The 25435-nt window shown below is 65.7% G+C and carries 27 protein-coding genes and 1 other RNA gene; 9 read left to right on the top strand and 19 right to left on the bottom strand.

Annotated features, from left to right (window positions below):
* Window positions 1–58 precede the first annotated feature (58 nt).
* Complete coding sequence (locus tag AC1DR6_RS05845) at window positions 59–583, top strand: DedA family protein (RefSeq protein ID WP_476828239.1); 525 nt, start codon at window positions 59–61, stop codon at window positions 581–583.
* Between the two features lie 188 nt (window positions 584–771).
* Here AC1DR6_RS05845 and AC1DR6_RS05840 read toward each other — a convergent pair whose 3' ends face one another.
* The 3 genes from AC1DR6_RS05840 to AC1DR6_RS05830 all read right to left on the bottom strand — a co-directional run bounded on the left by AC1DR6_RS05840 (window position 772) and on the right by AC1DR6_RS05830 (window position 3221).
* Window positions 772–993: a hypothetical protein gene (locus tag AC1DR6_RS05840; RefSeq protein ID WP_476828238.1), complete on the bottom strand. Its 222-nt coding sequence runs from the start codon at window positions 991–993 to the stop codon at window positions 772–774.
* Between the two features lie 528 nt (window positions 994–1521).
* On the bottom strand, window positions 1522–2541 hold the full coding sequence (ilvC, locus tag AC1DR6_RS05835; protein ID WP_476828237.1) for a ketol-acid reductoisomerase: 1020 nt from the start codon (window positions 2539–2541) through the stop codon (window positions 1522–1524).
* Window positions 2542–2555: 14 nt separating this feature from the next.
* Window positions 2556–3221, bottom strand: a complete 666-nt coding sequence (locus tag AC1DR6_RS05830; protein WP_476828236.1) for a TetR/AcrR family transcriptional regulator C-terminal domain-containing protein — start codon at window positions 3219–3221, stop codon at window positions 2556–2558.
* 138 nt (window positions 3222–3359) lie between these two features.
* On the opposite strand from AC1DR6_RS05830, the gene AC1DR6_RS05825 reads away from it, so the two are divergent.
* The gene (locus AC1DR6_RS05825) at window positions 3360–3905 is read left to right on the top strand and encodes a DUF924 family protein (protein WP_476828235.1); all 546 of its coding nucleotides are present in this window, start codon (window positions 3360–3362) and stop codon (window positions 3903–3905) included.
* 9 nt (window positions 3906–3914) lie between these two features.
* On the opposite strand, the gene AC1DR6_RS05820 is transcribed toward AC1DR6_RS05825, so the two are convergent.
* The 8 genes from AC1DR6_RS05820 to miaA all read right to left on the bottom strand — a co-directional run bounded on the left by AC1DR6_RS05820 (window position 3915) and on the right by miaA (window position 9984).
* The gene (locus AC1DR6_RS05820) at window positions 3915–4127 is read right to left on the bottom strand and encodes a hypothetical protein (RefSeq protein WP_476828234.1); all 213 of its coding nucleotides are present in this window, start codon (window positions 4125–4127) and stop codon (window positions 3915–3917) included.
* Complete coding sequence (locus AC1DR6_RS05815) at window positions 4127–4501, bottom strand: type II toxin-antitoxin system PemK/MazF family toxin (RefSeq protein WP_476828233.1); 375 nt, start codon at window positions 4499–4501, stop codon at window positions 4127–4129. Before AC1DR6_RS05815 ends, AC1DR6_RS05820 begins: the two co-directional genes overlap by 1 nt.
* Window positions 4467–4787 (bottom strand): AbrB/MazE/SpoVT family DNA-binding domain-containing protein, encoded by a 321-nt coding sequence (locus AC1DR6_RS05810; RefSeq protein ID WP_476828232.1) that lies wholly within the window; start codon window positions 4785–4787, stop codon window positions 4467–4469. Before AC1DR6_RS05810 ends, AC1DR6_RS05815 begins: the two co-directional genes overlap by 35 nt.
* Window positions 4788–4839: 52 nt before the next feature.
* Window positions 4840–5382 (bottom strand): acetolactate synthase small subunit, encoded by a 543-nt coding sequence (gene ilvN, locus AC1DR6_RS05805; protein ID WP_476828231.1) that lies wholly within the window; start codon window positions 5380–5382, stop codon window positions 4840–4842.
* A gap of 37 nt (window positions 5383–5419) precedes the next feature.
* Window positions 5420–6103, bottom strand: coding sequence for a glutathione S-transferase family protein (locus AC1DR6_RS05800; protein WP_476828230.1), 684 nt, complete (start codon window positions 6101–6103; stop codon window positions 5420–5422).
* On the bottom strand, window positions 6100–6810 hold the full coding sequence (locus AC1DR6_RS05795) for an aspartate/glutamate racemase family protein (protein ID WP_476828229.1): 711 nt from the start codon (window positions 6808–6810) through the stop codon (window positions 6100–6102). Before AC1DR6_RS05795 ends, AC1DR6_RS05800 begins: the two co-directional genes overlap by 4 nt.
* A gap of 139 nt (window positions 6811–6949) precedes the next feature.
* Entirely contained in the window at window positions 6950–8713 is a 1764-nt protein-coding gene (locus AC1DR6_RS05790) for an acetolactate synthase 3 large subunit (RefSeq protein WP_476828228.1), read from the bottom strand.
* A gap of 299 nt (window positions 8714–9012) precedes the next feature.
* Window positions 9013–9984 (bottom strand): tRNA (adenosine(37)-N6)-dimethylallyltransferase MiaA, encoded by a 972-nt coding sequence (gene miaA, locus AC1DR6_RS05785; protein ID WP_476828227.1) that lies wholly within the window; start codon window positions 9982–9984, stop codon window positions 9013–9015.
* Here miaA and serB point away from each other — a divergent pair.
* A complete protein-coding gene (gene serB, locus AC1DR6_RS05780) occupies window positions 9955–10842 on the top strand; it encodes a phosphoserine phosphatase SerB (protein WP_476828226.1) in 888 nt (295 codons plus the stop codon). The two genes, miaA and serB, sit on opposite strands and share 30 nt — an antisense overlap.
* Window positions 10843–10895: 53 nt before the next feature.
* Here serB and AC1DR6_RS05775 read toward each other — a convergent pair whose 3' ends face one another.
* The 6 genes from AC1DR6_RS05775 to AC1DR6_RS05750 all read right to left on the bottom strand — a co-directional run bounded on the left by AC1DR6_RS05775 (window position 10896) and on the right by AC1DR6_RS05750 (window position 16149).
* The gene (locus AC1DR6_RS05775; RefSeq protein WP_476828225.1) at window positions 10896–12413 is read right to left on the bottom strand and encodes a DegQ family serine endoprotease; all 1518 of its coding nucleotides are present in this window, start codon (window positions 12411–12413) and stop codon (window positions 10896–10898) included.
* Window positions 12414–12567: 154 nt separating this feature from the next.
* Entirely contained in the window at window positions 12568–12759 is a 192-nt protein-coding gene (locus tag AC1DR6_RS05770; RefSeq protein WP_476828224.1) for a DUF2065 domain-containing protein, read from the bottom strand.
* Between the two features lie 15 nt (window positions 12760–12774).
* Window positions 12775–13716 (bottom strand): protease modulator HflC, encoded by a 942-nt coding sequence (hflC, locus tag AC1DR6_RS05765; RefSeq protein ID WP_476828223.1) that lies wholly within the window; start codon window positions 13714–13716, stop codon window positions 12775–12777.
* On the bottom strand, window positions 13713–14885 hold the full coding sequence (hflK, locus tag AC1DR6_RS05760) for an FtsH protease activity modulator HflK (RefSeq protein ID WP_476828222.1): 1173 nt from the start codon (window positions 14883–14885) through the stop codon (window positions 13713–13715). Before hflK ends, hflC begins: the two co-directional genes overlap by 4 nt.
* A gap of 245 nt (window positions 14886–15130) precedes the next feature.
* Window positions 15131–15661: a dihydrofolate reductase gene (locus AC1DR6_RS05755; protein WP_476828221.1), complete on the bottom strand. Its 531-nt coding sequence runs from the start codon at window positions 15659–15661 to the stop codon at window positions 15131–15133.
* Window positions 15662–15666: 5 nt separating this feature from the next.
* Window positions 15667–16149, bottom strand: coding sequence for an N-acetyltransferase family protein (locus AC1DR6_RS05750; RefSeq protein ID WP_476828220.1), 483 nt, complete (start codon window positions 16147–16149; stop codon window positions 15667–15669).
* 151 nt (window positions 16150–16300) lie between these two features.
* On the opposite strand from AC1DR6_RS05750, the gene AC1DR6_RS05745 reads away from it, so the two are divergent.
* Complete coding sequence (locus AC1DR6_RS05745) at window positions 16301–17710, top strand: MFS transporter (RefSeq protein ID WP_476828219.1); 1410 nt, start codon at window positions 16301–16303, stop codon at window positions 17708–17710.
* Here AC1DR6_RS05745 and AC1DR6_RS05740 read toward each other — a convergent pair.
* Window positions 17697–18506 carry a thymidylate synthase gene (locus AC1DR6_RS05740; RefSeq protein ID WP_476828218.1) on the bottom strand — a complete coding sequence of 270 codons (810 nt, stop codon included), beginning with the start codon at window positions 18504–18506 and terminating at the stop codon, window positions 17697–17699. The genes AC1DR6_RS05745 and AC1DR6_RS05740 overlap by 14 nt on opposite strands.
* Before the next feature lie 210 nt (window positions 18507–18716).
* Between AC1DR6_RS05740 and ssrA the strand changes: the two genes are divergently transcribed.
* The 5 genes from ssrA to AC1DR6_RS05715 all read left to right on the top strand — a co-directional run bounded on the left by ssrA (window position 18717) and on the right by AC1DR6_RS05715 (window position 21741).
* Window positions 18717–19072, top strand: a transfer-messenger RNA (tmRNA) gene (gene ssrA, locus AC1DR6_RS05735).
* Between the two features lie 115 nt (window positions 19073–19187).
* Window positions 19188–19781 (top strand): SspB family protein, encoded by a 594-nt coding sequence (locus tag AC1DR6_RS05730; RefSeq protein ID WP_476828217.1) that lies wholly within the window; start codon window positions 19188–19190, stop codon window positions 19779–19781.
* A 57-nt stretch (window positions 19782–19838) separates the two neighbouring features.
* Window positions 19839–21233 (top strand): class II fumarate hydratase, encoded by a 1395-nt coding sequence (fumC, locus tag AC1DR6_RS05725; RefSeq protein ID WP_476828216.1) that lies wholly within the window; start codon window positions 19839–19841, stop codon window positions 21231–21233.
* A gap of 62 nt (window positions 21234–21295) precedes the next feature.
* On the top strand, window positions 21296–21493 hold the full coding sequence (locus AC1DR6_RS05720) for a DUF4169 family protein (RefSeq protein ID WP_476828215.1): 198 nt from the start codon (window positions 21296–21298) through the stop codon (window positions 21491–21493).
* Window positions 21490–21741, top strand: a complete 252-nt coding sequence (locus tag AC1DR6_RS05715; RefSeq protein ID WP_476828214.1) for a ribbon-helix-helix domain-containing protein — start codon at window positions 21490–21492, stop codon at window positions 21739–21741. The genes AC1DR6_RS05720 and AC1DR6_RS05715 overlap by 4 nt, the downstream gene beginning before the upstream one ends.
* A gap of 43 nt (window positions 21742–21784) precedes the next feature.
* On the opposite strand, the gene AC1DR6_RS05710 is transcribed toward AC1DR6_RS05715, so the two are convergent.
* Window positions 21785–25381 carry an AsmA family protein gene (locus AC1DR6_RS05710; RefSeq protein ID WP_476828213.1) on the bottom strand — a complete coding sequence of 1199 codons (3597 nt, stop codon included), beginning with the start codon at window positions 25379–25381 and terminating at the stop codon, window positions 21785–21787.
* Between the last annotated feature and the right edge of the window lie 54 nt (window positions 25382–25435).

Here is a 25435-nt window from a genome sequence, read left to right as displayed (position 1 = left end):
AGTCCGGCGGCTCCCAGCCATATGCCGCACCGTTTCCCCGGAAGGATCAGGCGCACCGATGGCCGGCCTTGAGCAGCTCATGCATGATCTCGTGGAGTTCATGCGCACCCATCAGGAATGGGCGATTCCGATCGTCTTCGTCGTCGCCTTCATGGAATGCGTGGCGATCCTGTCCTGGCTCGTGCCTGCGACCGTTTTTTTCACTGCTTTCGGCGCTGCGGCGGGAGCGTCCGGGCTGAACCTCATCCCCCTCGCCTTCGCCGCCTCCATCGGCGCCGGCAGCGGGTTCATGGTGTCCTACTGGGCCGGCCTCATTCTGGGTCCGCAGGTCGACCACTACTGGCCCTTCCGCAACAATCCGCAAATGCTCCGGCGCGGGCATGATTTCTTCGAGAAATGGGGGATCGCCAGCATCCTAATCGGCCACTTCTTCGGGCCGCTGCGCGCTGTTATCGCAATTGTCGCCGGCATCGTCCGGATGCCGGCGCTACAATTCAACATCGCGAATTGGATCGCGTCTTTTGCCTGGGGCTTTGCCCTGCTTTACGGCGCAGGGCAGATCGCGGCGTTCATGACGCGCTAGCCCATGATCGCTCGGAGATATCCGCCGTTCAGACGATCCCGAGCACGATCGACATCATCATCGCCAAAGACAACGCCAGGACAATCCTGACGACTGTCGGAGTTTCAAGAAGTCGCATCAGCTCCATGGCAGCCTCCCCGGTCAGTGGGCAAACTCGGATACGTCACGCATTCTTTTCGACAAGGGCCTCAGGCGACGAGATCGACGATCAGCCAGGCTACGGCCGCAAGCACAAGGCCGCCGAGCAGAACCATCAGCACCGGTCGACCGAGAAAGCCCTGCCGTCCCTCGACGGGCGTCTCGATAGCGGGATCCACATTTGTATGATCGTCGGCGCGCATCGGCTCGATGGCCTCGCCGTCGCGGAGCTCACCTTGTGCCCTGGCACGTTGTTTGGTCTCGGTGGTCATCGCGGCCTCCTATCCTGTTCGAACTTGCGGGCCGTCACTCAACCTGGAAAAGCGTTGAGAAGCGCGTTGACGATGAGCATGAATGCAATGGTTCCAAAGAATGCCGCCGCAAGCGGCCAGTCACTCCGCGTCGGCCTCGGCGCAGCCTTGGCACGCGGAGCCCGATGCCTCGCTTCGATGGTATTGAACTCGCGATACGCTCTCATCGTCGTCGTCCCGCAGATTGCTTCCGTTGAGAGGCCAACGCCGGGATGCTGAGCCGGTTCCGAACTTGTTAACGTCGGCGTCGGTTTCATAAACGAATAGGGCGGGCGCCGATGGCACCCGCCCTATTCAAAATCAAGGTTTCGTCAACCTTAACAATCTCCTGCGCCAGCTTCCGGAATCACAGGGCGAGGCTGTTGATTCCAGAAGCGAGCGGGCCCGGAAGCCCTCAGTTCTTCGTCTTGTCGACCAACGCCTTGGCTTTGATCCGAAAGGCCCGGCGCCAGCCGGGCCGTCGCCAGGCAAAAGACCGTGGGTCGATGCTCAGTTCTTTGTCTTGTCGACGAGCGCCTTGGCCTTGATCCACGGCATCATGTCGCGGAGCTTGGCGCCGACTTCCTCGATCGGGTGGGCGGCGTAGCGGGCGCGGGTCGCCTTGAACGAAGTCTGGTTGACCTTGTTCTCCAGCATCCAGTCGCGAGTGAACTTGCCCGACTGGATGTCGGTCAGCACGCGCTTCATCTCCGCCTTGGTCTCGGAGGTGATGATGCGCGGGCCGGTGACGTATTCGCCATACTCGGCCGTGTTCGAGATCGAGTAGTTCATGTTGGCGATGCCGCCTTCATAGATCAGGTCGACGATCAGCTTCACCTCGTGGAGACACTCGAAATAGGCCATCTCGGGAGCGTAGCCAGCCTCGGTCAGCGTCTCGAAGCCAGCCTTGATCAGCTCGACCAGGCCGCCGCAGAGCACGACCTGTTCGCCGAACAGATCGGTCTCGCACTCTTCCTTGAAGGTGGTCTCGATGATGCCGGCGCGGCCGCCGCCATTGGCCGAGGCGTAGGACAGGCCGAGGTCATGGGCGTTGCCGGTCGCGTCTTGGTGGATCGCGATCAGGGTCGGCACGCCGCCGCCGCGCTGGTACTCGGAGCGCACCGTGTGGCCGGGGCCCTTCGGGGCGACCATCAGCACGTCGAGGTCCTTGCGCGGCTCGATCAGGTTGAAATGCACGTTGAGGCCGTGCGCGAACAGCAGCGCCGCGCCCTGCTTCATGTTGCCGTGAAGCTCGTCGCGATAGATGTCGCCCTGAAGCTCGTCGGGGGTCAGCATCATCATGACATCGGCTTCCTTGGCGGCTTCCGACGGGGTCAGGACCTTGAAGCCGGCCTCTTCGGCCTTCTTGCGCGTGGCCGAGCCGGCCTTCAGCGCGATGATGATGTCCTTCACGCCGGAATCGCGCAGGTTGAGCGCATGGGCATGGCCTTGCGAGCCGTAGCCCACGATGCAGACCTTCTTGCCCTTGATCAGATTGATATCGGCATCACGATCGTAATAAACGCGCATGGGTGTCTCCTTTGTCACGCGGTGTGGGTCTTCCGGCGCGGATCGTTTTTTGCCGTGCCGTAAAGGGTGAAGAACTGGTCGGTGGCGCGCTCGACATCATCGGCGATGTCCGCCTTGTCGAGCTTCAGCGCATCGCCCAGCAGCAGGCGGATCTGCACGTCGCGGCCGACGAGGCCGAAGAAGCTGCGGAACGCCGTTTCCGTATCATCGAAAGCCAGCAGCCCGGCCTCGCGCCCGGCGTCCAGCACAGGCTTCAGCCGCTCACCGATGGCAAACCGGCCATTGGCGAGCACGATCTTGCCGAGCGTCCCGTCACGCGACGCCGCCTCGCTGACGGCGACGCGATTGAGCGCGATCGAGGTCGGGCTCGAAATGACTTCGAGCCAGTTGACGGCGAAGCGCATCAGGCTCTCGCGGAGCGCGCCGGCATCGAGCCGCTGCCGGTCGAAATTACCCGCCCTCACCTGCGAGGCCTGCCAGCGCACGGTCGCCGAAAGCAGCCCGTCGCGGTCACCGAACCATTTGTAGAGCGTCTCCTTGGAACAGCTCGCGCGCCGGGCGACGGCCGTCATGGTCAGCTGATCGCCCTTTTCCACCATCAGGCCCAGCACGGCGTCGAGCACAGCCTGCTGGCGCGCGGTCAGCGCCTCGGCTTGCGTCTCTGCAGCGGCCTGCGTCATGAAAGCGATCGGCTCCAGTACCGTACGTTACGGTTCCGTCGTCTAGCGCGGCGGCCCTTCGCAGGCAAGAGCCAATCAGCACTGGCGTCGGCGAACGCAGCCTCTATGTCTGCCCGATGGGACACCCAAGGAGCCGCCATGACCCTGCCGACCACCGCCGAGATTGTCGCCTTCTGGCGCGAGGCCGGCCCCGAGCGCTGGTTCGAGAAGAGCGACGCCTTCGACGCCGAGATCACGCAGCGCTTCCTGCCCGTTCATGAGGCGGCTGCCGCTGGTGATCTCGACGGCTGGCAGGAAACGCCCGAGGGGGCATTTGCGCTGCTGATCCTGCTCGATCAGTTCCCCCGTAATATGTTTCGCGGCAGCCCGCGCGCCTTCGCCACCGACGAAAAGGCTCTCGCAATCGCCGATGCGGCCATCGCGAAGGGCTTCGATCGCTCCTACCAGCCGCCGGAACAGCGCTTCTTCTATATGCCGCACATGCATTCCGAGGAGCTGGCCGATCAGCAGCGCTGCGTCGATCTCTGCACAGCTACGAACGACGCGGAGGGCGTGAAGTTCGCGGTGATCCACCACGACATCATCCGCGATTTCGGTCGATTCCCACACCGCAATACGGTGCTGGGACGCGAAACGACAACAGAGGAACGGGACTTCCTCGCGGAAGGTGGTTTCGCGGGCTAACGGGCTGGCCTAGGCCGGCTGCGCCATCCGCAGCAGTGCGATAGCGGCGACCGTCAAGACGAAGCCGGTCCACCACAGCGGAGAACGCAGGCTCCCACCCTGCCCCTGCCCCAGCGCCGGCGCCCGCCCAGCCAACCGCATCACGACCGGCCAGGCGAGGCAGGCGAAGCCAATGAGCCCGAGGCCGAGCGCGATGTGTTCCAGAGTAAAAGCGGCCGGCATCATCGATCCAATTCGCTTCGAAAGCGGCCCAGGAACATGGAGAGGGCTTCTACGGCAACGCCGACGATCTCATCGGGCAGCCGCCCGATATAGCGGAGAAGCCGCTCGTCGCGATCGATCATACGCGCCTGGTCGATCAGGATTGCGCCGCCCACGACGCATCCGGGCGGGATGAAAACCTTCGTCGGCCAAACCTGCTGGTTCGACGTGATGGGACACACCAGCGATCTCAGCGAAACCTCATGGAGGCGATTATCCGAAAGCACAACGGCTGGACGACGCCCGGATTGTTCCGTTCCTCGCGTGGGATCGAGGTCGATCCAGTAGACGTCGCCGAGGTCAGGTGTCTTTCGGTCGCGGATTATAGTCGTCATAAATCACTTCCGAACCGACATCCGGGCCCCAGTCGAATTCGTCCTTCGGAGCATTGGCAAGACCGCCCAGTCGTCTGGCTTCAGCGACCATCCACTCGATCGTGATCGGGTCGGGCATATTGTTCAGCTCCCGCACCGACGGCGTTTTAGCGGGTTCGAGTTTCACCGCCTTATCCTCGACCGTAAGATCAAGCGCCATCCCGGGACGCAAGCCAAGCTGCCTCACCACCGCCTGCGGCAATCGAACGGCGGTGCTATTGCCCCATTTTGCGACCTGAACCTTCATCCTCGCCTCCACATCCGGATATCAATATAGGCGCTATCCGGATATCCGGCAATCACATCGCCTCCGGCCCGCGGCTCATCGCGGCAATTCCCGTGCGCGAGACTTCGGTGAGCCCGACCACCGTCATAAGCTTGATGAAGCGCTCGATCTCCTCGGTCGAGCCGGTGAGTTCGAAGACGAAGGAAGTCAGCGAGGCGTCGAGCGTGCGCGCGCCGAAGGCGGAGGCCAGCCGCATCGCCTCGACGCGATGGTCGCCCTTGCCGACGACCTTGACCAGCGCGAGCTCGCGCTCCAGCGACTCGCCCTGTTCCGTCAGGTCGACCACGCGATGCACCGGGATCAGCCGGTCGAGATGCGCCTTGATCTGGTCGATGATGTTGGCCGTGCCGGAGGTCACCACTGTGATACGCGAGATGTGCTTGTCGTGCTCGGTCTCCGAGACGGTCAGGCTCTCGATGTTGTAGCCGCGTCCGGAGAACAGCCCGGCGATGCGGGCCAGAACGCCCGGCTCGTTGTCGACGATCACCGCCAGAGTGTGGCGCGCGCTCGGCTGCGACTTCGGGGCGTTGGGGTAGTGCGTGGCGGTGCTCGACATCTGAAGACCTGTGGCGGCGTGTGGAAAAGCGGAATTTCTAGAGTTTGCGGAGATCGGCGATGGCCGGCTCGTCGACCTCGTCATGGGCGACGATCCATGGCTCGGCGAGCGCCCCCGTGAGCCATTCGAGATAGGCCGGCAGCGCGAGCATGGCATCGATATAGGCCTGCGATACCGTATCGACCGGAATCGCATAGGTATCGAGCCGCGTGACCACCGGCGCGAACATCGCGTCGGCCGCGCCAAATTCGCCGTAGAGGAACGGTCCGCCTGAGCCGAAGCGCTCTCGCGCCGCCCGCCACAAGGCCGTGATGCGCTGGACATCGCGCGCTACGCCTTCGCCCCGGTCGCGCGCGGCATAGCGCTTGCCGAGATTCATCGGGCAGGCGCTTCTCAGCGCGGAGAAGCCGGCGTGCATCTCGCTCGATATCGCACGGGCATGAGCGCGCGCTGCGGGCTCGCGCGGCCAGATGCCCGCGTCCGGAAACCGATCGTGCAGGTATTCCGCGATCGCCAGCGTCTCCCAGACGGCGATATCGCCATCGACGAGGAGCGGCAGGGTGCCGCCGCTGCCGGGAGCCGCCGCGAAAACCGTCGCCTTGAAATCGGGCTCGTCGAGCAGGACGAGCTGTTCCTCGAAAGCGATGTCCTTGGCCCGCAGCAGCAGCCAAGCCCTGAGCGACCAGGACGAATAGCATTTGTTGCCGATCAGCAGCTTCATGCGGCGACCTGCTCCAGCTCGGCAGTGAAATCGAGCGCGGCAGCGACATGCAGCGCCGTCGTATCGAACACCGGCACCGCGCAGTCGCCCTGCCCGATCAGCAGGCCGATCTCGGTGCAGCCGAGGATGATCCCGTCGACACCCTCCTCCCGAACCGCCCGCTCGATGATCGCGAGGTAGCGCGCTTTCGAACCGGGCTCGATCCGGCCGCGACACAGTTCTTCGTAGATGACGCGATGGACCTCGTCCCGCTCCTGCGCATCAGGCAGCAACGCCTCGACGCCGAAGGCCGCGAGCCGCCCGCGATAGAAGCTCTGCTCCATCGTAAAGCGCGTCGCCAGCAGCAGCGGCCGCTGCGAGCCGGCCGCCTTGACGGCGCGCGCCGTCACATCCGCCAGATGCAGGAAAGGCAGATTCGTCGCCTCGGTGATGCGGTCGGCGACCTTGTGCATCGTGTTGGTACAGAGCACGAGGCAGGACGCCCCGCCCCTCTGCAGCCGCCGCGCGCTTTCGGCCAAAGCCGCGCCGGCGCCGGCCCAATCGCCCTGCGCCTGCATCTCCGCGATGCCAGCGAAATCGAGCGAATGCAGCAGCACATCGGCCGAATGCAGCCCGCCGGACCGGGCGCGCACGCCTTCGTTGAGCAGCCGGTAATAGACCGCCGTCGATTCCCAGCTCATGCCGCCGATGAGGCCGATGGTCGCCATGATGTTTCCTTCCCCAACCGCTGCCGTCATTCTCGGGCGAAGCCATGCTTCGACCCGAGAAGCTCGCGACGAAGGGGCGCAAACCGGCGCCTCATTCCGCCTGAGATGCTCGGGTCGAGCCCGAGCATGACGCCATACCTCAAACCAGCTGCTTGCCCTTGGCGTCGATGATCTGGCCGGTATCTCCCTCGAAATCGTTGAGGATCATCTCGTTATGCGCCTTGCCCGAGGGGATCATCGGGAAGCAGTTCTCTTCCTTGGCGACGATGCAGTCGAAGATCACCGGCTTGGGCGTCTCGATCATTTCCATGATCGCATCGTCGAGCTTGTCGGGGTCATCGCAGCGGATGCCGTGGCCGCCATAGGCCTCCGCCAGCTTCACGAAATCAGGCAGCGACTGCGAATAGCTTTCGGAATAGCGCCCGCCATGCAGCAATTCCTGCCACTGGCGGACCATGCCCATATATTCGTTGTTGAGGATGAAGACCTTGACCGGCAGGCGGTACTGAACCGCCGTCGACATTTCCTGCATGTTCATCAGGATCGAGGCCTCGCCCGCGACGTCGATGACGAGCGCCTTGGGGTGGCGCATCTGCACGCCGATCGCAGCCGGCAGGCCATAGCCCATGGTGCCGAGCCCACCGGAGGTCATCCAGCGGTTCGGCTCCTGGAAGTCGAGATACTGCGCCGCCCACATCTGGTGCTGACCGACCTCGGTCGTGATGTAGGTATCGCGATCCCGGGTCAGTTCCTGCAATCGCTGCAGGGCATATTGCGGCTTGATGATCGTCTCGGAGCGCTTGTAGCCGAGGCTCTTTCGACCCCTCCAGCCGTCGATCTGCGTCCACCAGGCAGCGAGCGCCGTCTTGTCGCCCTGCGCACCGCTCTCGCGCCAGATCCGGACCATGTCTTCCAGGACATGGGCACAATCGCCGACGATGCCGATGTCGATCTTGACCGTCTTGTTGATCGAGGACGGATCGATATCGATATGGATCTTCCGGGAATTCGGCGAGAACCCGTCGATGCGCCCGGTGATGCGGTCGTCGAACCGCGCCCCGACATTGATCATGACGTCGCAGTCATGCATCGCGAGGTTGGCCTCGTAGGTGCCGTGCATGCCGAGCATGCCGAGCCATTGCCTGTCGGCGGCCGGAAACGCGCCGAGCCCCATCAGGGTCGAGGTGACCGGCGCATTGGTCAGCCGCGCGAACTCGCGCAGCAGCGCCGAAGCGTGCGGGCCGGAATTGATGACGCCGCCGCCGGTATACAGGATCGGCTTCCTGGCGCCGGCGATCATCTCGATCGCCGCCTTGATCTTGTTCAGGTCGCCCTTGACCACGGGGCGATAGGTCTTGTGCTGGTTGTCGCGCGGGCGGCTGTAGAGACCGGTCGCGAACTGGATGTCCTTGGGAATGTCGATCACGACCGGGCCCGGTCGCCCGTTCGCGGCGACGTAGAACGCCTCATGCAGGATGCGCGGCAGGTCCGCGATGCTCTTCACCAGGTAGTTATGCTTGGTGCAGGAGCGCGTGATCCCGACCGTGTCGCATTCCTGGAAGGCGTCGGAGCCGATCAGATGCGTCGGGACCTGCCCGGTCAGGACGACGAGCGGGATCGAGTCGAGCAGCGCGTCGGTGAGGCCGGTGACGGCGTTGGTCGCGCCAGGGCCAGAGGTGACGAGCACGCAACCGACCTTGCCCGGGCCGGAGCGGGCATAGCCCTCGGCCGCATGAACAGCGCCCTGCTCATGGCGGACGAGGACATGCTTGACCTTGTCCTGCTGAAAGAGCGCGTCATAGATCGGCAGCACGGCGCCGCCCGGATAGCCGAACAGATGCTCGACACCCTGATCCTGAAGCGCGCGGACGACCATCTCGGCTCCGGTCATCATCTCGCTCATAACGCTCTCCTTGCGGCTCGTCTTCGATGTGTCGTGGGGCAGGCTTGAATTCAGGCAATAAAAAAGGCCCTCGAGGGGCCTGGGCATGCGCTGGCGTTGGGGACGCCCGGTCTTGAAACCGGCCCCTACCAGCGCACCTGTACGAGAATAAGCTTGCGCATCGCGCCGTGATCCTTCGCGGAAGTTGCTGAACGCTAGCGGAGCCGCTCTGCCCGGTCAAGCGTCTAACGATGCGGAAAGGGCCAGCGCCTATCCGATGACGGATCCTGCACGACAGGCCGGGCACGCTGGCTGCCCGATCAGCACTTCAGAAGGGATCGCGCATGGTCGAGCGCAGCGTCCGGAGCCACCGCCTGCCACCCTTCCATTTGATGCCGGAACCAGGTGACCTGCCGCTTGGCATAAGCGCGGGTGTCGGCCTGTCCGCGCCGGATCGCCTCCTCGAGCGAAAAATCCCCATCGAGATGCGCGATCAGCCCGGGCACGCCATGAGCCCTCATGATCGGCAGCAGCGGATCGAGACCCCGCGCCCTCAAGCGCTCGACCTCCGCCAGCGCGCCTTGCTCCAGCATGTCTTGGAAGCGGCGATCGATCGCGGCCCGTACGATCTCACGATCCGGGTTGATGAACAGCCGCAATGCTTCAGTGCCGCCAAGCGGCCCCGGCTCGCGCTCGCCCTGGAAACTCGCCAACGAGTGCCCGGTCGCCAGATGGACCTCGATCGCCCGCATGATCCGCATCCGGTCGGAGGGACGCAACCGCTCCGCCATCGCCGGATCGCGCGTCGCAAGTTCGGCATGCAGCGTCTCGGTCGGCACGCCTTCGGCACGCTGGCGAAAATCGGCGCGGACGGCATCTGGGACGGGCGGCATCGCTGAAAAGCCCTCCGTCAGCGCCTTGAAATAAAGCCCGGTTCCGCCGACGAAGATGGGGATCTGCCCTGCCTTCCGAAGTTGCGGAAGCAGCATCGCGACATCCGCAACATAACGCATCGCCGAATAGTTCACGGCGCCATCGACATGTCCGTAAAGCCGGTGCGGAACCGCCGCCTCGTCCTCGCGGCTCGGCCGGGCCGAGAGAACACGAAGGTCCCGGTAGACCTGCATCGAATCGGCGTTGACGACGACACCGCCGAATTCGCGCGCCAGCGTTGATGCCAGCGCCGACTTGCCGCTTGCGGTCGGACCTGCGATGAGCACCGCCCCGATCACTGATCCTGCTCGCTGCACCCGGTCTGTCCCATGCTCGTCGCGACGCTCGTTTCTGCCCATGGCCAGGCGCTGGTCAGCGCCGCGCTGATCGACAGGCTCCGACAGGCGGTTCCCGTCGTCTCCGGATCAGCCGTGCTGGACGGCGAGATCGCCGCCGATCTCTTCGCGGAAGCGGGCGAGCCGCGCAAGCTCGAAGCCGATCTGCGCGCCGCGCTCGACGGCGCGGCCATCGACATCATCGTCCAGCCAGCTGAGACCCGCCGCAAGGCGCTGTTCCTCGCGGACATGGATTCGACCATGATCGGCCAGGAATGCATCGACGAACTCGCGGCCTATGTCGGTCTGAAAGACCTCGTCTCTTCCATAACGGAACGGGCCATGCGCGGCGAGATCGCGTTCGAGCCGGCGCTGCGTGAGCGTGTGGCCCTGCTGCGCGGCGTTCGGCTCTCCGTGGTCGACGAGATCATCCGCGAGCGCATCACGCTGACGCCGGGCGGCCATGAGCTGGTCCAGACCATGCGGGCAAATGGCGCCTACACCGCGCTGGTCTCCGGCGGTTTCACCGTCTTCACCGGGCCGATCAGCGCGACGATCGGCTTCGACGAGCACCGCTCCAACATCCTGATCGCGCAAGACGGCATGCTGATCGGCGAAGTGGCAGACCCCATCCTGGGGATGCAGGCTAAATTCGATGCCCTCGTCGAACTGCGCAGCCGCTTCGGCTTGTCGTCGGCCCAGACGCTGGCCGTCGGCGACGGCGCCAACGACCTCGCCATGATCGGCGGAGCGGGGCTCGGCGTCGCCTATCGCGCCAAGCCGGCAGTCGCAGCCGCCGCCGATGCGAGGCTCGACCATGCCGACCTCACCGCCCTGCTCTATTGTCAGGGCTATACCGGCAAAGAGATCGTGCGGGCCTAACAAAAAAGGGCGGCCCGGCGGGCCGCCCTTTTCAATTTCGCGAAAGAAACGCCTCAGTTCATCGCCAGCGCGACGAAGCGGACCTCACCCTGAGCGTTCGAGACCAGCAGGAGGGCGGACTTCTTGCCCTCCTTCTTCAAGGCATCGATCCGCTTGGTCACATCGTCAGGCGAATTGACCGCCTCCTGTCCGACCTCGACGATCAGCTCGCCCACCATCACGCGCTTGTCGGCGGCGTTGGAGTTCGGATCGACCTTGCTGACGACCACGCCCTTCAGCCCCTCCTTGAGCGAATAGCGCTTACGCAGCTCGTCGTTCTGCGCCGACAGTTCCAGGCCGAGAGCGCTGGCGACCGCCGGCTTTGCCGCTTCCGGCGTGGGCTTGCTGGCGGCAGCCGTCTGCACCTTCTCGCCATCCTCGAGCCGGCCGAGCTTGACCGTCTTGGACTCTTCCTTGCCCTTGCGCATGATCAGGACGGGAACGTCCTTGCCGACCGGGGTCGCTGCCACGATGCGCGGCAGGTCGCGCGAATCCTTCACGTCCTTGCCATCGAACTTGGTGATGACGTCGCCTGTCTCGAGGCCCGCCGGCTTGGCCGGGCCCTTCTCGTCGATGCCTGCGATCAGCGCGCCGCGCGCCGTGCCGAGGCCGAGCGCATCGGCGGTGGCGTCGTCGACGCTCTGAATGCGCACGCCAAGCCAGCCGCGACGCGTCTCGCCGAAATCCTTGAGCTGCTCGACGACATTCGAGGCGAGCGAGGACGGCACGGCGAAACCGATGCCGACCGAGCCGCCGGTCGGCGAGAGGATCGCCGTGTTGATGCCGATCACGTCACCGGCCATATTGAACAGCGGGCCACCGGAATTGCCCTTGTTGATGGCCGCGTCGGTCTGGATGTAAGTGTCGTAGGGCCCCTGGCTGATGTCGCGGTTGCGGGCCGAGACGATGCCGGACGAGACCGAGCCGCCCAGGCCGAACGGGTTACCGATCGCCATCACGGGATCGCCGATCCGCATCTTGTCGGAATCACCAAACTTCACAGCCGGGAGCGGCTTGTCCGACTTCACCCGCAACACGGCGAGATCGACCTTGGTGTCCTTGCCGACGACCTCGGCCTTGAGGCGGGTGCCGTCGCTGAGGATCGCCGTGATCTCGTTGGCGTCGCCGATGACGTGGTTGTTGGTCACGATCAGGCCCGACGCGTCGATGATGAAGCCCGAGCCGGCCGATTGCGAACGGCGCTGCTGTGGTGCCTGTCGCTCGCCCTGCTGGTTGCGGCGGTTGAAGAACTCTTCGAACAGGTCACCGAAGGGCGTATCCGGCCCAAGCTGCGGCGGCTGCGGCAGATTGCGGCCCTTGGTGTCGGCCGTGGTGACCGCCGAGATGTTGACGACGGCGGGCATCACCCGGTCGACAAGGTCGGCGAGCGAGGTCTGCCCCTGCAACAGCGGCGTGTTGGCCCTCACCTGGGTCGGCGCCAGCATCGGCGCCATCAACGCCAGCCCTGCGACGCCCGCGGCGAGCGCGAAGCGAACGGGCCGGCCGGCGACGGAAACGGTTTTCAATGCCATCTGATCCTCTTGTTCCGAAAAACGCAGGCCAACCGAAGCGGCGCGATCTCCACGCCAGATTGAACCCCGAAATGCGGCATGAGAGCGACGCACGATCGCGTCATCCGCCGCTAGCATGCGCAGCCCCGCGACGACTTACCCGTCGCGACGCGACTTACCAGTTGCCGCGCGCCAGCCAGACGAGCACGACGCCGAGCACCGCCGAGCCCAAACCGATCAGTCTCATCCGGTCGGATGGGGTCTCGGCCGCGCTGCGCAGGGCATCCTTCGCCAGATTGGGAATGGAGGCGAAGAGAATGCCCTCGATAGCGAAGACGAGGCCGAGCGCCGCGATGAAATCCCACATCGGCGCCCGCCCGGATCAGGGCCTCGCCGGCGCGGGGACGGTCGTGCCGTTGGCGGCGGGCGCCTGCGGCTGACCGGTCCCGCGCTGTGCGTTGGGGCCGTTGAAGAATTGGAAGAACGGCGAATCCGGCGTCAGGACCATGCGCGTATCGCCGGGCTTGATGCTGGTCTCATAGGCCTGCATCGAACGATAGAAGGCGAAGAAGTCCGGATCCTTGCCGAAAGCTTCGGCGAACACCTTGTTGCGCTCGCCTTCGCCCTGGCCACGGATTTCGTCGGCGTGCTGCTGGGCCTCGGCGACGATAACCGTCGAGTCTCTCTCGGCTCGCGCCCGGATCTCCTGGGCCTGCTGGCCGCCGAGAGCGCGCGCTTCCGCCGCCTCGCGCTGCCGTTCCGTCTGCATCCGCTGGAACACCGCCGCCGAGTTGGCCGCCGGCAGGTCGACGCGACGCAGTTTGACGTCGACGACCGTCATGCCGAAGCGCGCGGCTTCGCGGTTCACCACATCGCGGATGCGGTTCATCAGGCGCGACCGCTCGGTGCGCACCATGTCGGTGAAGGTCGCGTCCGCCAGGACCGAACGGACATTACCGTTCACGATCGAGGTCAGCTGCGAGTTCGCCCGCGGGATGTTGTTGACCGCCTGGTAGAAGCGCAGCGGATCGGAGATTCGGTAGCGCGTGAAGGCATCGACCACGAGCCGCTTCTGGTCCGAGGCGATGATTTCCTGCGCCGGCAGGTCGAGGTCGAGAATGCGGTTATCGAGCAGCGTCACGCTTTCGACCGGCGCGAACCACTTGAAGTAGAGGCCGGGCTCGGTCTTGACCGCGCGCACGGCGCCCAGCCGCAGCACCAGCGCCGATTGCGTCTGCGAGACGATGAAGGTGCACGCGTAGAACACGACCGCGGCGATGACGACGACGACGAGCGCGGCCGCGCGAAGGAAGGGACCGTTCATCGGGTGGCTCCCTGCTGCTGGCCGCCCTGGGTCGGGCGCCTCGGCTGCTGGAGTTCGCCCAGCGGCAGGTAGGGCACCACGCCCTGGCCATTGCCGTTCTGGTCGAGGATGATCTTTTCCGTTCCGCCCATGACCCGTTCCATCGTCTCCAGGAACAGACGCTCGCGCGTCACGCCGGGAGCCAGCTTGTACTGCTCGTAGACCGCATTGAAGCGGCTGGCCTGGCCGCGGGCTTCCGCGACGGTCTGTTCCTTGTAGGCTTCCGCCGACTGGGTCAGCTGGGCGGCGCGTCCGCGCGACTCCGGCACGACGCGGTTGGCATAGGTCTGAGCCTCGTTGCGAAGGCGCTCCTGGTCGGCGCGCGCGGCCTGCACGTCGCGGAAGGCGTCGATGACCTGCTGCGGCGGATCGACCTTCTGCAGCTGCACGAGGCGGATCTGCACGCCGGCCTTGTAGCCGTTCAGCGTCTCCTGCATCAGCTGGCGCACTTCGTTCTCGATCGCACCGCGATCGGTCGTCAGCACCGGCTGGATGTTGCGCTTGCCTGTGATCTCGCGCATCGCGCTTTCGGCCACGGCCTTCACCGTGCCCGGCGGATCCTGGATATTGAAGACGTAGTTCTCCGGCGTGGCCGGGTCGATCTGCCACTGCACGATGAAATCGATGTCGACGATGTTCTCGTCGCCCGTCAGCATCAGGCTCTCTTCGGTGACGTCGGTCTGGCGCGAAGCGCGCACCGAGTCGACGGTCCGGAAGCCGACCTCAGTGGTGATGACGTTGGTGACCTGCGGCTTGACCACCGAGCCGATCGGATAGGGCCAGTTCCAGTTCGCGCCCTCACCGGTCTTCCCGATGAACTTGCCGAAGACGACGTTGAGGCCAACCTCGTTGGGCCGCACAAAATAGATGCCCGACAGAAGCCACAATGCGACGATCAGGAGGAGGCCGATAACCAGCCCGCGCCCACCGAGATTGCCGCCGGGGAGGAGATTTCTCAGCCGGTCCTGGCTGCGCCGCAGAATGTCTTCGAGATCGGGCGGGCTGCCATTGCTGCCATTGCCTCCGGAGCCACCGCCCCACGGGCCGCCGCCGCCACCACCACTGCCTCCGCGCTGGCCCCAGGGTCCCCCCCCGTTGTTGCCACCGCCGCTCTGGTTACTCCAAGGCATTCTCGGCCCGTTCCCTTTCGTTCGCTTGTCGTGCTTGGGGCGCTGCCGAAAAGGAGGCCCGAAGCCGGCGCTCCCGGTGGAACGCTGGCCTGAGTTGGTCATGGGCCATGGATTCGTCAACGGCGCAAGCCATTCATCGTGAACGGAAAGCGGCGATCTGCCGGCCTAGCCGGCCTCAAAGCGGCCCTTCAACCGCCTTCCGGGCGCCGTCTTTCGGCAACGATGCGTCGAAACGACGCGCGAACTCACAGAGGCTGAACGTCATTCCGCCGACGATAGCTCACGAAGGCAAAGGCGTGTTCGTTATCGAGGTCGGCAGGATGCCCCTCGCGTGCAACCTCGACGAAGTCGTCGCGCCGCCAAACTGGAAACACCGCGTCACCGGCTGGCTCGGCATGGACGAAGGTCATTTCGAGCCGATCGGCCAGCGGCAGCATTTGCCGGTAGATCTCGGTGCCGCCGCCGATGATGACGGCCGGGGCCTGCATCTCGGCGCCGATCCGCTGCCCCCACGAAACCGCCTCATCGACCGAATGGGCGACGTCGACGCCCTCGGCAGCGAAGCGAAGATCTCGTGTCAGCACGATCGTGCGGCGGCCCGGCAGCGGCTTGCCTATGGAGAGAAAGGTCTTGCGGCCCATGATGATCGGGCAGCCCATGGTAAGCTGCCTGAATCGTTTGAGGTCGGTCTTAAGCCGCCAGATCAACCGATTATCGCTGCCGATGACGCCATTATCCGCAACGGCCGCGACGAGGACGAGGGGGAGCGCTGTCATCGGAATCAGACCTCTGCGCCAAGTCTCGACAGCGCCTCCCCCTCGAGCCGCTTCACGGTCCATTCGTCCTGCGCTTTTGCGCCGATGGCGCGGTAGAACACACGCGAGGGCTCGTTCCAGTTCAGCACCCACCAGGCCAAACGCGGCAGGTCTTCCTCGACGCAGCGCTTCGCCAGCCGCGCCATCAAGGCCTTGCCGATGCCGCGCCCGCGCTGCTCCGGCCGAACGTAGAGGTCCTCCAGCCAGATGCCGTGCCGGCCCTTGAACGTCGAATAGGTGTAGAACCAGAGAGCGAAGCCGACAGGCGCGCCGTCCCATTCCGCGATGTCGCAGAAGACGCGCGGCCCTTCACCGAACAGCGACGCGGCAATCTCGTCCTCGGTCGCCACAACCTCATGAAGCAGCTTTTCGTATTCCGCGAGCTCGCGCACGAACTGCAGGACGAGACCTGCTTCGCCTGGACGGGCCGGCCTGATCGTCAACGACATGAGAACTGCGCTCCTGGTCTCTAGGCCTCCTGTTCGCCCGCCGGATTGTAAGCGTCAAGCGGTGCGAAACAGGGGTGGCGCGCGGTCGAAAACTGCCCGAAACTAACGCCAAATGTCCGGCTCCGAGTCGGCGACACAAACGGGGGAAACGATGGTTTCAGCGTCCGACACATCTCACGCAGGGCAATCGCGCAAGGCCGCCGCCAGCGGCTGGATCGGCTCGGCGCTCGAATATTATGACTTCTTCATCTACGCGACCGCCGCAGCGCTCGTGTTTCCGCAGGTTTTCTTCCCCTCGCAGAACCCGACGACCGCGATCGTCGCGTCGCTCGCGACCTACGGCGTCGGCTATGTGGCGCGGCCGATCGGCGCCTTCGTGCTCGGCCATTGGGGCGACACCCATGGCCGCAAATATGTGCTGCTGCTGTGCATGTTCATGATGGGCTTTTCGACCGTCGCGGTGGGTCTGCTGCCAACTTACGCGCATGTCGGCATCTGGGCTCCGGTCCTGCTCGTGCTGCTCCGGCTGATCCAGGGATTCGCGGTGGCGGGCGAGATCTCGGGTGCGAGCTCGATGATCCTCGAACATGCTCCCTTCGGCCGCCGGGGCTTCTACGCGTCCTTCACCCTCCAGGGCGTCCAGGCCGGGCAGATCATGGCGGCGGCGGTCTTCCTGCCGCTGGCGCATTTCATGCCGCAGGAGGCCTTCATGTCCTGGGGCTGGCGTGTGCCGTTCCTGCTCTCGGTGCTGGTGATCATCGCCGGCTTCGTCATCCGGCGCGAGGTCGAGGAGACGCCGGCCTTCGCCCGCGAAACCGGCGCTGGCGCACCGCCGAGGGCCCCCGTCGTCGAAGCGATCAAGACCAGCTGGCCAGATATGATCCGCGTCATCCTGATGGCGTTGATGAACACGATCCCCGTCGTCGCCACCATCTTCGGCGCAGCCTATGCGGTCCAGCCGGCCTATGGCATCGGCTTCCATGCCGACGTCTATCTCTGGATCCCCGTGCTCGGGAACATCCTGGCCGTGCTGATCATCCCCCTGATCGGCAATCTCTCGGACCGCATCGGCCGGCGCCCGCCGATCATCGTCGGCTCGCTCGCCGCCGGATTGCTCGCTTTTGGCTATCTCTACGCGATCAGCATCAAGAGCGTACCGCTGGCGATCGTGATGTCGCTCCTGATGTGGGGCATCGTCTACCAGGGCTACAACGCGATCTTCCCGAGCTTCTTCCCGGAGCTGTTCCGCACCCGCATTCGCGTCTCCGCGATGGCGATCTCACAAAATCTCGGGACGACCGTCACGGCCCTGCTGCCGGCACTTTTCGCCTGGGTCGCCCCGCCGGGCTCGCAGAACATACCGATGACGGTCGGCTCGATCGCCTTCGGCGTGACCGTGATCGCGGCTGCGGCCGCCTGGAGCGCCCGCGAAACCTACCGCGTGCGGATCGACGATCTCGGCAAGCCCGACGCGGTACCGATGAACGCGGAAGAATACGAAGCCGAGCGGGCCCGCTTCCGGGCCGAGGCGCTGGCCGAAGGCCGCGTCATACGGCGATAGGCGCCTTGATCGAGGGATGCGCGTCGTAGCTCTCGATCGTCACATCCTCGAAGCGGAAATCCTCGAGACGCGTCACATCGGGGTTGAGCCGAAGCGTCGGAAGTGCCTTCGGCTCGCGCGAAAGCTGCTCTCGCGTCTGGTCGAGGTGGTTCACATAGAGATGCGTGTCGCCAAGCGTGTGGACGAAATCTCCGACGCCCAACCCCGTGACCTGCGCCACCATATGGGTCAGCAAGGCGTAGCTCGCGATGTTGAAGGGCACGCCCAGAAAGATATCGGCTGAGCGCTGGTAGAGCTGGCAGGACAGCTTGCCTGGTCCGTCGACCGTCGGCTCGACGAAGAACTGGAATAGGCAGTGGCACGGCGCCAGCGCCATCTTCGGAATGTCGGCGGGATTCCAGGCCGAGACGATCAGGCGGCGTGAATCCGGATTGCGGCGGATCTCGTTCACCACCCAGGCGATCTGGTCGATCAACTGCCCGTCGGGCGCCGCCCATGAGCGCCACTGCCGGCCATAGACGGGGCCGAGATCGCCGTTCGCATCGGCCCATTCGTCCCAGATGGTGACGCCGTTTTCTCTGAGATAGGCGATGTTGGTGTCGCCGCGCAGGAACCAGATCAGTTCGTGGATGATCGACCTGAGATGCAGCTTCTTGGTCGTGACGAGCGGAAACCCTTCGCCGAGATCGAAGCGCATCTGGTGGCCGAACACGGCGAGCGTGCCGGTGCCGGTACGGTCGTCCTTGCGGACGCCGTCTCTCAGAACGCGGTCAAGCAGGTCGTGATACTGGCGCATGGCGAATCTCTTCGAAATAGCCGCGACCATAGCGGTTCCGCCGCCTGCCCGCGCGGGTCGCGACAGCGAACATCCCCAGTTTTCCGCCATGCCTGCGACAGGACTTGGCCGCAGCGCGGTCCAGACCCGCATGTACATCGATTTTGTCGAACTCGCAGTTGAGGCTCAAAATCCTCACCTTATCGCTTTGCCGTCGAAATGCGGCCCGGCGCCCTTTCCCCGCGCGTCGGCTGCGCCTATATTCGCTCCGCCGCTCGCAAGAACGGCTATGGCGATAAACCGACTTCGAAATAAGCCTTTCGGACCCGGGGGCAGTACCCGGCGCCTCCACCAAAACCCTGAGAGATCAGGGCTTTGGCGGGGGCGAAACAGGATCGACGAGGGTGTAAAGGTTGTCCTTTTGCTCGGCATGGTTCCGCCGTTATCGGGCCAAAAGCATAGTTGCCAACGACAACAATGCTCGGGTCGCCGTCGCCGCGTAAGCGGTGCAGGTACCCAAACCAAAGCCCTTGCGTTTAGCCGCGTAAGGCGGGGCTCGGAGGCGCCTGGCAACAGAAGCCTCCACTTTCATTTTTGGCTGCCGGCTGTTCCCGCCGGATCAAAGCATCGGCCCGAAACGTGGAACGCGGTGTTCGGGTCAGCCGATGCCGGAGCAAGTTGAGAAGCGGAAACGTCGACCCGATGTCCCAGGATGTGCTTCGTTACGATCTGATGGTGCAGGAGGCGCTGAAGGGCGTCGTCCGCAAGATCCTGACGGAGGCGGCGCGCGACGGCCTGCCCGGCGAACATCATTTCTATGTCACCTTCCGCACCACGGCCCCGGGCGTGCGCCTGTCGCAGCGCCTGCGCGAAAAGCACCCGGAAGAGATGACTGTCGTGCTCCAGCACCAGTTCTGGGACCTCAACGTCAGCGACCACTCCTTCGAGGTCGGGCTCTCATTCTCCGGCGTGCCGGAGCGCCTGCTGGTCCCCTTCGATTCGATCACGACGTTCTTTGATCCCTCGGTCCAGTTCGGGCTGAAATTCGACACCCAGGAGGCCGAGGACGCGGCCGCCGCGTTCGAGCCGGAGCCGGAACCGGCGGCAAAGCCCGTTTCCGTGCCCGCCAAGATCCTGCCGGCCGGCCTGCCTGCCCTGAAGAAGGCGGAGGCGGATACGCCGAAACAGGACAAGGGCACCAAGGCGGCCAAGAAGGCCGAGGACGCTTCCGACGACAAGGAAGAGGCCGGTGGCGCCGAGGTCGTGAGCCTCGATTCTTTTCGCAAGAAGACGTGAACCGGGCCGAGAGCCGGCCTTCACGACCGCAATCATCCACCTGACGGATATGGCCCGATGAGCGAGACGCGCACCGAAACCGATTCCTTCGGCCCCATTGCCGTGCCGGCCGATCGTTATTGGGGCGCGCAGACGCAACGCTCGCTGCAGAATTTCCGCATCGGCGGCGAGAGCGAGCGCATGCCGCTGCCGCTGGTTCATGCCCTCGTGCTGGTCAAAAAGGCCGCGGCCCATGTCAACGCCCGGCTCGGACTGCTCGACCAGCGCGTCGCCGGCGCGATCGGCCAGGCCGCCGATGAAGCGCTCTCCGGCAAATTCGACGGGCATTTCCCGCTGGTGATCTGGCAGACCGGCTCGGGCACGCAGTCGAACATGAACGCCAACGAGGTTCTGGCCAACCGCGCCAACGAGATCCTCGGTGTCGGCCTGGGCGCCAAGAGCCCGGTCCATCCCAACGATCACGTCAATCGCGGCCAGTCTTCCAACGATTCCTTCCCGACCGCGATGCACATCGCCGCTGTGCTGGAGATCACCCGCAAGCTGCTGCCGGCGCTCCGCGCGCTGGAACAGGCGCTGGGCGCCAAGGCCACGGCCTTCGACCACCTCGTCAAGATCGGCCGTACGCATCTGCAGGACGCGACCCCCGTGACGCTCGGGCAGGAATTCTCCGGCTACGCGATGCAGCTCCATCTCGGCATCAGTCGGATCGAGGCAATGCTGAAGGGCCTGTACGCGCTGGCCCAGGGCGGCACGGCCGTCGGCACCGGGCTGAACACGCACCCCGACTTCGCCGTGCTCTTCGCCAAGGAAACGGCGACCTTGACCGGCCTGCCCTTCCGCAGCGCCGACAACAAGTTCGAGGCGCTGGCCAGCCATGGCGCGCTGGCTGCGGCCCATGGCGCGCTTGCGGCGCTGGCCTCCGACCTGTTCAAGATCGCCAACGACATCCGCCTGATGGGCTCCGGGCCGCGCTCCGGCCTCGGCGAGATCAGCCTGCCGGAAAACGAGCCGGGCTCCTCGATCATGCCCGGCAAGGTCAATCCGACCCAGGCCGAGGCGCTGACGATGGTCGCGACCCAGGTTCACGGCAACCAGGCGACGGTCGGCTTTGCCGCAAGCCAGGGCCATTTCGAGCTCAACGTCTTCAAGCCGGTGATCGCCGCCGCTTTCCTGCAATCCGTTCGCCTGCTGGCCGATGCGGCCGAGAGCTTCCGCGTCAATTGCGTCGAGGGCATCGAGGCCAACGAGGCGCAGCTGAAGGATTTGCTGTCGCGCTCGCTGATGCTGGTGACGGCGCTCGCCCCTGCCATCGGCTACGACAAGGCCGCCAACATCGCGAAATCGGCTCACCACAACGGCACGACATTGCGGGAAGAGGCGCTCAAGGCCGGTGTCGACGCGCAGCTTTTCGACAACACGGTCAAGCCGGAGCAGATGCTCCAGCCCGCCTGAAACGTGGATTGCGGTTTTCGGGAAAGCCGATGCGAAAAATGACAGGCTAGCGAACAGCGAACATGGCCGAGATCGTCAATCTGCGCCGCGCTCGCAAGCAGAAGGCGCGCGAGGAGGCCGGCAAGCAGGCCGAGCAGAACCGCATCGAATTCGGCCGCACCAAGGCCGAGCGGACCTTGACCAACGCCGAGCGCGACATCGCCGAGCGCCGCCTCGAAGGCCACCGCCTGGTCGGTGACGATCCCCCTGAGAAGCCATGAGCAACGAGCACAAGCGCTCGCTCAGCATCGCCGGCCATCGTACCAGCGTCTCGCTCGAGGATGAATTCTGGGCCGCGCTCAAGCAGATCGCGGCAGAGGAACAACGCAGCCTCACCGCTCTGATCGCGGAGATCGACTCGCGGCGGGGTGCCACCAACCTGTCATCGGCCCTGCGCCTGCATGTCCTAGCGCATTTTCGCGCGCTTGCGTCGGCCGCGCCGCAAGAGTCAGGCCTTTCAACAGGTTAGCGGTCGGCGCTGAATCAGATCGCGAAGCCGTTGAATCACCATCTCAATTGAATGGGGCGGCACGGGGCGGCGGCGACGTGGGTTGACCCGGCGGCACGGCAAGCGTTCCGCTTCCGACCGAGGGCCCGACGGGTGCGACCGGAGGCGCCTGCACGGCCCCTTCCGGCGAGCTGCTGCGAGGCGCGCCGGGCAACACGAGCGGACCGCCTTGGGCAGGGGACGACGATGGCGGCGGCGATAGCGGCGTCCCGGCCCGCTCTGCGGCAGCCCTCGCCCGCTCCTCGGCCTCCGCCCGGCGACGCGCCTCCTGTTCCGCCTTGGCCTGCTCGACCTGCCGGCGCTGCTCGTCGATGCGTTGCGCCTCCTCCTGCCGCTTCTGCTCGGCGGCGCGGCGCTCGTCTTCCGCCTTCAGGAAGTCCTGGAGCTTGCGTTCATTCTCGCGCATTTCGCGTTCGGCGCGCAGGCGCCGCGCCTGCGCGGCCCGCTCACGTGCATCGGCCTCGAAGGCTTCGACGCGCTCGATCTCGCGAGCCAGCGCACGCGCCGCGACGGTGTTCGACAGGGCGCTGACATCGGTCTCCCGCCTGAGGTCCGACAAAGGTCCGCGCCAGGCTATGGCGATTTGCGGTGCGTCGCCCGGCCAGCCTTTCGGCAAGGCCCCGAGCGGTTTCAGCGCAAGGCGGAGATCGGCGCTCAAGGCCCGAAGGTCGACAGTGCCGCTGGCCTCCACCTTCAGGCCGCTCCGCTCGAAGGCAACCGGCTGCAACCGGATGAGGCCACCGGCCAGTGTGAAAGGCAGCGCCAGATCTCCCAACGCCCATGAATCGCGATCGAGCGCCTGAACCAGCCGGTCCCGCAGCCGCGTCGCGTCACTCTCGGAGGCGTCCTCACCCGTGCTGGCGATCAAGCGCCCATAGGCTGTCGGGTCGAAGCGCGCCAGCCGCATCTCCTTGACCGAGAGGTTGCCGGCCCCCGACAATCCCGCAATCAGCCGGGCGGGCGTCTCGCCAGCACCGCCGACTTCAATGCGCCCGGAAGCTTTGCCGCCCACCGCGCCTTTGGTCGGCCCGGCAAGATCGATGTCCGACAGGTCGAGCCGGCCATTGAGCTGCGCCAGACCTCCATCGCGACGCAGCGCGAGCCGCCCGGTGATCTGCCCGCCGCCATAGCCCCCGGCTACATCTTCGATCCGCAGACCATCCTGGTCGGACCGCAGGGCGAAGCGCGCATTCTGCAATGCAATTCCGTCGACCAGGGTCAGCGCGCCCGCCTCCATCGCAATGTCGAGGTCCGGCAGGTCCGCCACCTGTCCGAACCGCGCCGTCGACCAGATCGACCCGGGCGTCGGGCCGGCCTGACCGAATCCGCCCGCGATCAGCCCGCGCAGATCGGCCGATGGCAGCGCCAGCCTGCCGCTCGCGCGCCCCTCTCGCGGAAGCGAGAGCGCGCCCGTGATGCTGGCCCCGCCGAGATGGATGGCGAGATCGTCGAGCTTCACGGCCTCGCTGCCGAGCTGGAGCCGAGCGTGAGCATCGAGCACCGCATCGGGCAGCAGCCTCGCCGCTCCCTCGGGCAGAAGCTGGGCCGGGCTGTCCGCCTGCAACGTCACCTGCGGGCCGTTCGGAGCCTGATCGACCAGCACGGAAAGCCCGGGACCGGCAAGTGCGCCGCCGACACCACCGTCGCCGAGGTTCAGGCTTAGTCGGCCCGCCCCCCCGCGCATCGGCACCGGCAGCCCGAACGCGGCGAAGGCCTGCCGCCGATCCGAAAGATCGAAGTTGAGCGTGGCGCGCTGCCAGCGGCTCTCCCGGTCGAGCCGCCCGTCGATCGAAAGCTTGCCGGCAGCCGCCGCACCATCCACGGTCAGGCTGGTTTCGCCCGTCGCCGCCCGCGTCAGGCGAAAAGCCGCATCGAGCCGGGACAGCCCATCCCCCGCCCGGCCGAGCAACTCGCTCACGCCGGCTGGCAGGAGCGGACCCGCGAGCGCCACCAGCGTTTCTAACCGCGCCGCACGCACGCGGCCCGCAATCTCGCCACCCTCGGAGAGCAACGCGCCGGCGCCGGTGACGGCGACCCCGCCGAAGCCATCGACGCTTAGGCGGCTTAAGCGCCAGGCCTTGCCCTCTCGGCGCAGGTCGAGCGAGGCCGAACCGGGCGGTGCCTTGCGGAAGCGCGCATTGGCAAGCGACAGGTCGAGCGCGATATCCCGCTCGCCGATCAACTCCGCAAAGCTGGTGCCCGGCGGCAAGGTGTTGAGGTCGAGCCCGCTCAGCGTGGCTTTCGCGGCAAGGCTCTGCTCGGTCAGCTCGCCAGACGCCTCAAGCCGCAATCCGGAGGAACCGGCGACGAGCAGCCGCTGGAAGGCGAGCTTGCCGCCGCCCCATGCACCGACCGCATCACCGTCGATACGGCCGAGCCCTCCCGCCAGCTCCGCCAGCCCTGGATCGAGGCCATTGCGGGCGAGCACCAATGCGACGCGACGCGCATCCTCGGCCTTGACGGTGATCCGCCCGGAAACGTTTTCGGCATCGATATGGCCGCTGGCGCCGATCAACGCTCCCGCGACACGCAGCGACGCCGTCGCCTCGTCCAGCCCGTTATCGTCCAGCTTGCCGCGCAGCGAGAGCGCGGAGAAGTCTTCGCCCCGCCAGATCAACTGGTCGAGATCGAGGCTCAGATCGATCCGTCCCGGCAAGCCCCGCAGAGCTCGCTCGAAGCCTTTGCGGTCCGCCAGCGCCGTCGTCAGCGCATCGGCATCGAGCCGCCTGGCGCGCAGCGCCATCGAACCCGTGCCGGTCATCGGCAGAAACTGCCCTTCGCCCTCCAGCCGGGCGGCGCCGCCGGCGATATCCATCGTCAGGCCGGCAACGTCGATCTGCCGGCTCCCGCCCTTCAAGTGTCCCGACAGCGAGACGGCGCCGCCGGGCGAAAGGCCGAAAGCGCCATCCGCCTCGAAACCCACCCTGCCCTCGCGGCGCGGCAGCAGAAGCGACCCGTCGAAACTGAATTGCAGATCGTTGCCGGTGAGAAAGGCTTTCGTGCGCAGCCGCCCGGCATCGTCGATCTCGCCGGTCGTCACCCGCATCGACGTGCCGCCGGCTTCGCCCTCGAAGCGCCAGGGGCCGGCAAGCGTGACGGCGGAAACCTCGGCCGCCAGCGGCGCGATCGTGACGGCCGGCCGCCCGGGCTCGCGCCAGACCACAGCCGAGCGGCTGATCGTCAGCCGGTCGAGGCTGGTCTGCGCGGGCAGGCCGTTGCCCTTGCGCGGAGGCAACCGGATGGCGCCGTTTTCATCGGCCGAAAGCGAAATCGTCGCGCCATCGAGGCGGGCCTCTGCGAAGCGGAACTCGCCGCGCGCCAGCGCCGCGAGAGCAAGTTCGACGGTGGCCTGCTCGACGGTGGCGAAACTATCCAGCCCGTCCGCGCCGCCGAGCCGAACCTGCCCGAGCGCGAGGCGCGGCGACGGCAGAAGCCGCAGCTCGATATCGCCGCCGATCGTCGTCTCGACCCCGAGTGCCTCGCTCAGCCTTGCCTCGAATTGCGGTCGATAGCTCCGCCAGTCGACAAAGCCCGGGCCGATCAGGGCCGCCAGCAATGCAAGCACCAGCATGGCGGCGAGAACTGTCAGAGTCTCACGCAAATGACGCTTTCTGCCCCTCTCGTCCCACGATGGCAGCCCTGCCGTTTTCGGCGG

This window comes from Allobosea sp. P5_A5 (genome assembly GCF_056400625.1).
This window is presented reverse-complemented; position numbering and strand designations above follow the sequence as displayed.

Coding starts and splice junctions, on each gene's coding strand:
- AC1DR6_RS05845 (WP_476828239.1), top strand. CDS start 59: ATGGCCGGCCTTGAGCAGCTCATGCATGATCTCGTGGAGTTCATGCGC.
- AC1DR6_RS05840 (WP_476828238.1), bottom strand. CDS start 993: ATGACCACCGAGACCAAACAACGTGCCAGGGCACAAGGTGAGCTCCGC.
- ilvC (WP_476828237.1), bottom strand. CDS start 2,541: ATGCGCGTTTATTACGATCGTGATGCCGATATCAATCTGATCAAGGGC.
- AC1DR6_RS05830 (WP_476828236.1), bottom strand. CDS start 3,221: ATGACGCAGGCCGCTGCAGAGACGCAAGCCGAGGCGCTGACCGCGCGC.
- AC1DR6_RS05825 (WP_476828235.1), top strand. CDS start 3,360: ATGACCCTGCCGACCACCGCCGAGATTGTCGCCTTCTGGCGCGAGGCC.
- AC1DR6_RS05820 (WP_476828234.1), bottom strand. CDS start 4,127: ATGCCGGCCGCTTTTACTCTGGAACACATCGCGCTCGGCCTCGGGCTC.
- AC1DR6_RS05815 (WP_476828233.1), bottom strand. CDS start 4,501: ATGACGACTATAATCCGCGACCGAAAGACACCTGACCTCGGCGACGTC.
- AC1DR6_RS05810 (WP_476828232.1), bottom strand. CDS start 4,787: ATGAAGGTTCAGGTCGCAAAATGGGGCAATAGCACCGCCGTTCGATTG.
- ilvN (WP_476828231.1), bottom strand. CDS start 5,382: ATGTCGAGCACCGCCACGCACTACCCCAACGCCCCGAAGTCGCAGCCG.
- AC1DR6_RS05800 (WP_476828230.1), bottom strand. CDS start 6,103: ATGAAGCTGCTGATCGGCAACAAATGCTATTCGTCCTGGTCGCTCAGG.
- AC1DR6_RS05795 (WP_476828229.1), bottom strand. CDS start 6,810: ATGGCGACCATCGGCCTCATCGGCGGCATGAGCTGGGAATCGACGGCG.
- AC1DR6_RS05790 (WP_476828228.1), bottom strand. CDS start 8,713: ATGAGCGAGATGATGACCGGAGCCGAGATGGTCGTCCGCGCGCTTCAG.
- serB (WP_476828226.1), top strand. CDS start 9,955: ATGCTCGTCGCGACGCTCGTTTCTGCCCATGGCCAGGCGCTGGTCAGC.
- miaA (WP_476828227.1), bottom strand. CDS start 9,984: ATGGGCAGAAACGAGCGTCGCGACGAGCATGGGACAGACCGGGTGCAG.
- AC1DR6_RS05775 (WP_476828225.1), bottom strand. CDS start 12,413: ATGGCATTGAAAACCGTTTCCGTCGCCGGCCGGCCCGTTCGCTTCGCG.
- AC1DR6_RS05770 (WP_476828224.1), bottom strand. CDS start 12,759: ATGTGGGATTTCATCGCGGCGCTCGGCCTCGTCTTCGCTATCGAGGGC.
- hflC (WP_476828223.1), bottom strand. CDS start 13,716: ATGAACGGTCCCTTCCTTCGCGCGGCCGCGCTCGTCGTCGTCGTCATC.
- hflK (WP_476828222.1), bottom strand. CDS start 14,885: ATGCCTTGGAGTAACCAGAGCGGCGGTGGCAACAACGGGGGGGGACCC.
- AC1DR6_RS05755 (WP_476828221.1), bottom strand. CDS start 15,661: ATGACAGCGCTCCCCCTCGTCCTCGTCGCGGCCGTTGCGGATAATGGC.
- AC1DR6_RS05750 (WP_476828220.1), bottom strand. CDS start 16,149: ATGTCGTTGACGATCAGGCCGGCCCGTCCAGGCGAAGCAGGTCTCGTC.
- AC1DR6_RS05745 (WP_476828219.1), top strand. CDS start 16,301: ATGGTTTCAGCGTCCGACACATCTCACGCAGGGCAATCGCGCAAGGCC.
- AC1DR6_RS05740 (WP_476828218.1), bottom strand. CDS start 18,506: ATGCGCCAGTATCACGACCTGCTTGACCGCGTTCTGAGAGACGGCGTC.
- AC1DR6_RS05730 (WP_476828217.1), top strand. CDS start 19,188: ATGTCCCAGGATGTGCTTCGTTACGATCTGATGGTGCAGGAGGCGCTG.
- fumC (WP_476828216.1), top strand. CDS start 19,839: ATGAGCGAGACGCGCACCGAAACCGATTCCTTCGGCCCCATTGCCGTG.
- AC1DR6_RS05720 (WP_476828215.1), top strand. CDS start 21,296: ATGGCCGAGATCGTCAATCTGCGCCGCGCTCGCAAGCAGAAGGCGCGC.
- AC1DR6_RS05715 (WP_476828214.1), top strand. CDS start 21,490: ATGAGCAACGAGCACAAGCGCTCGCTCAGCATCGCCGGCCATCGTACC.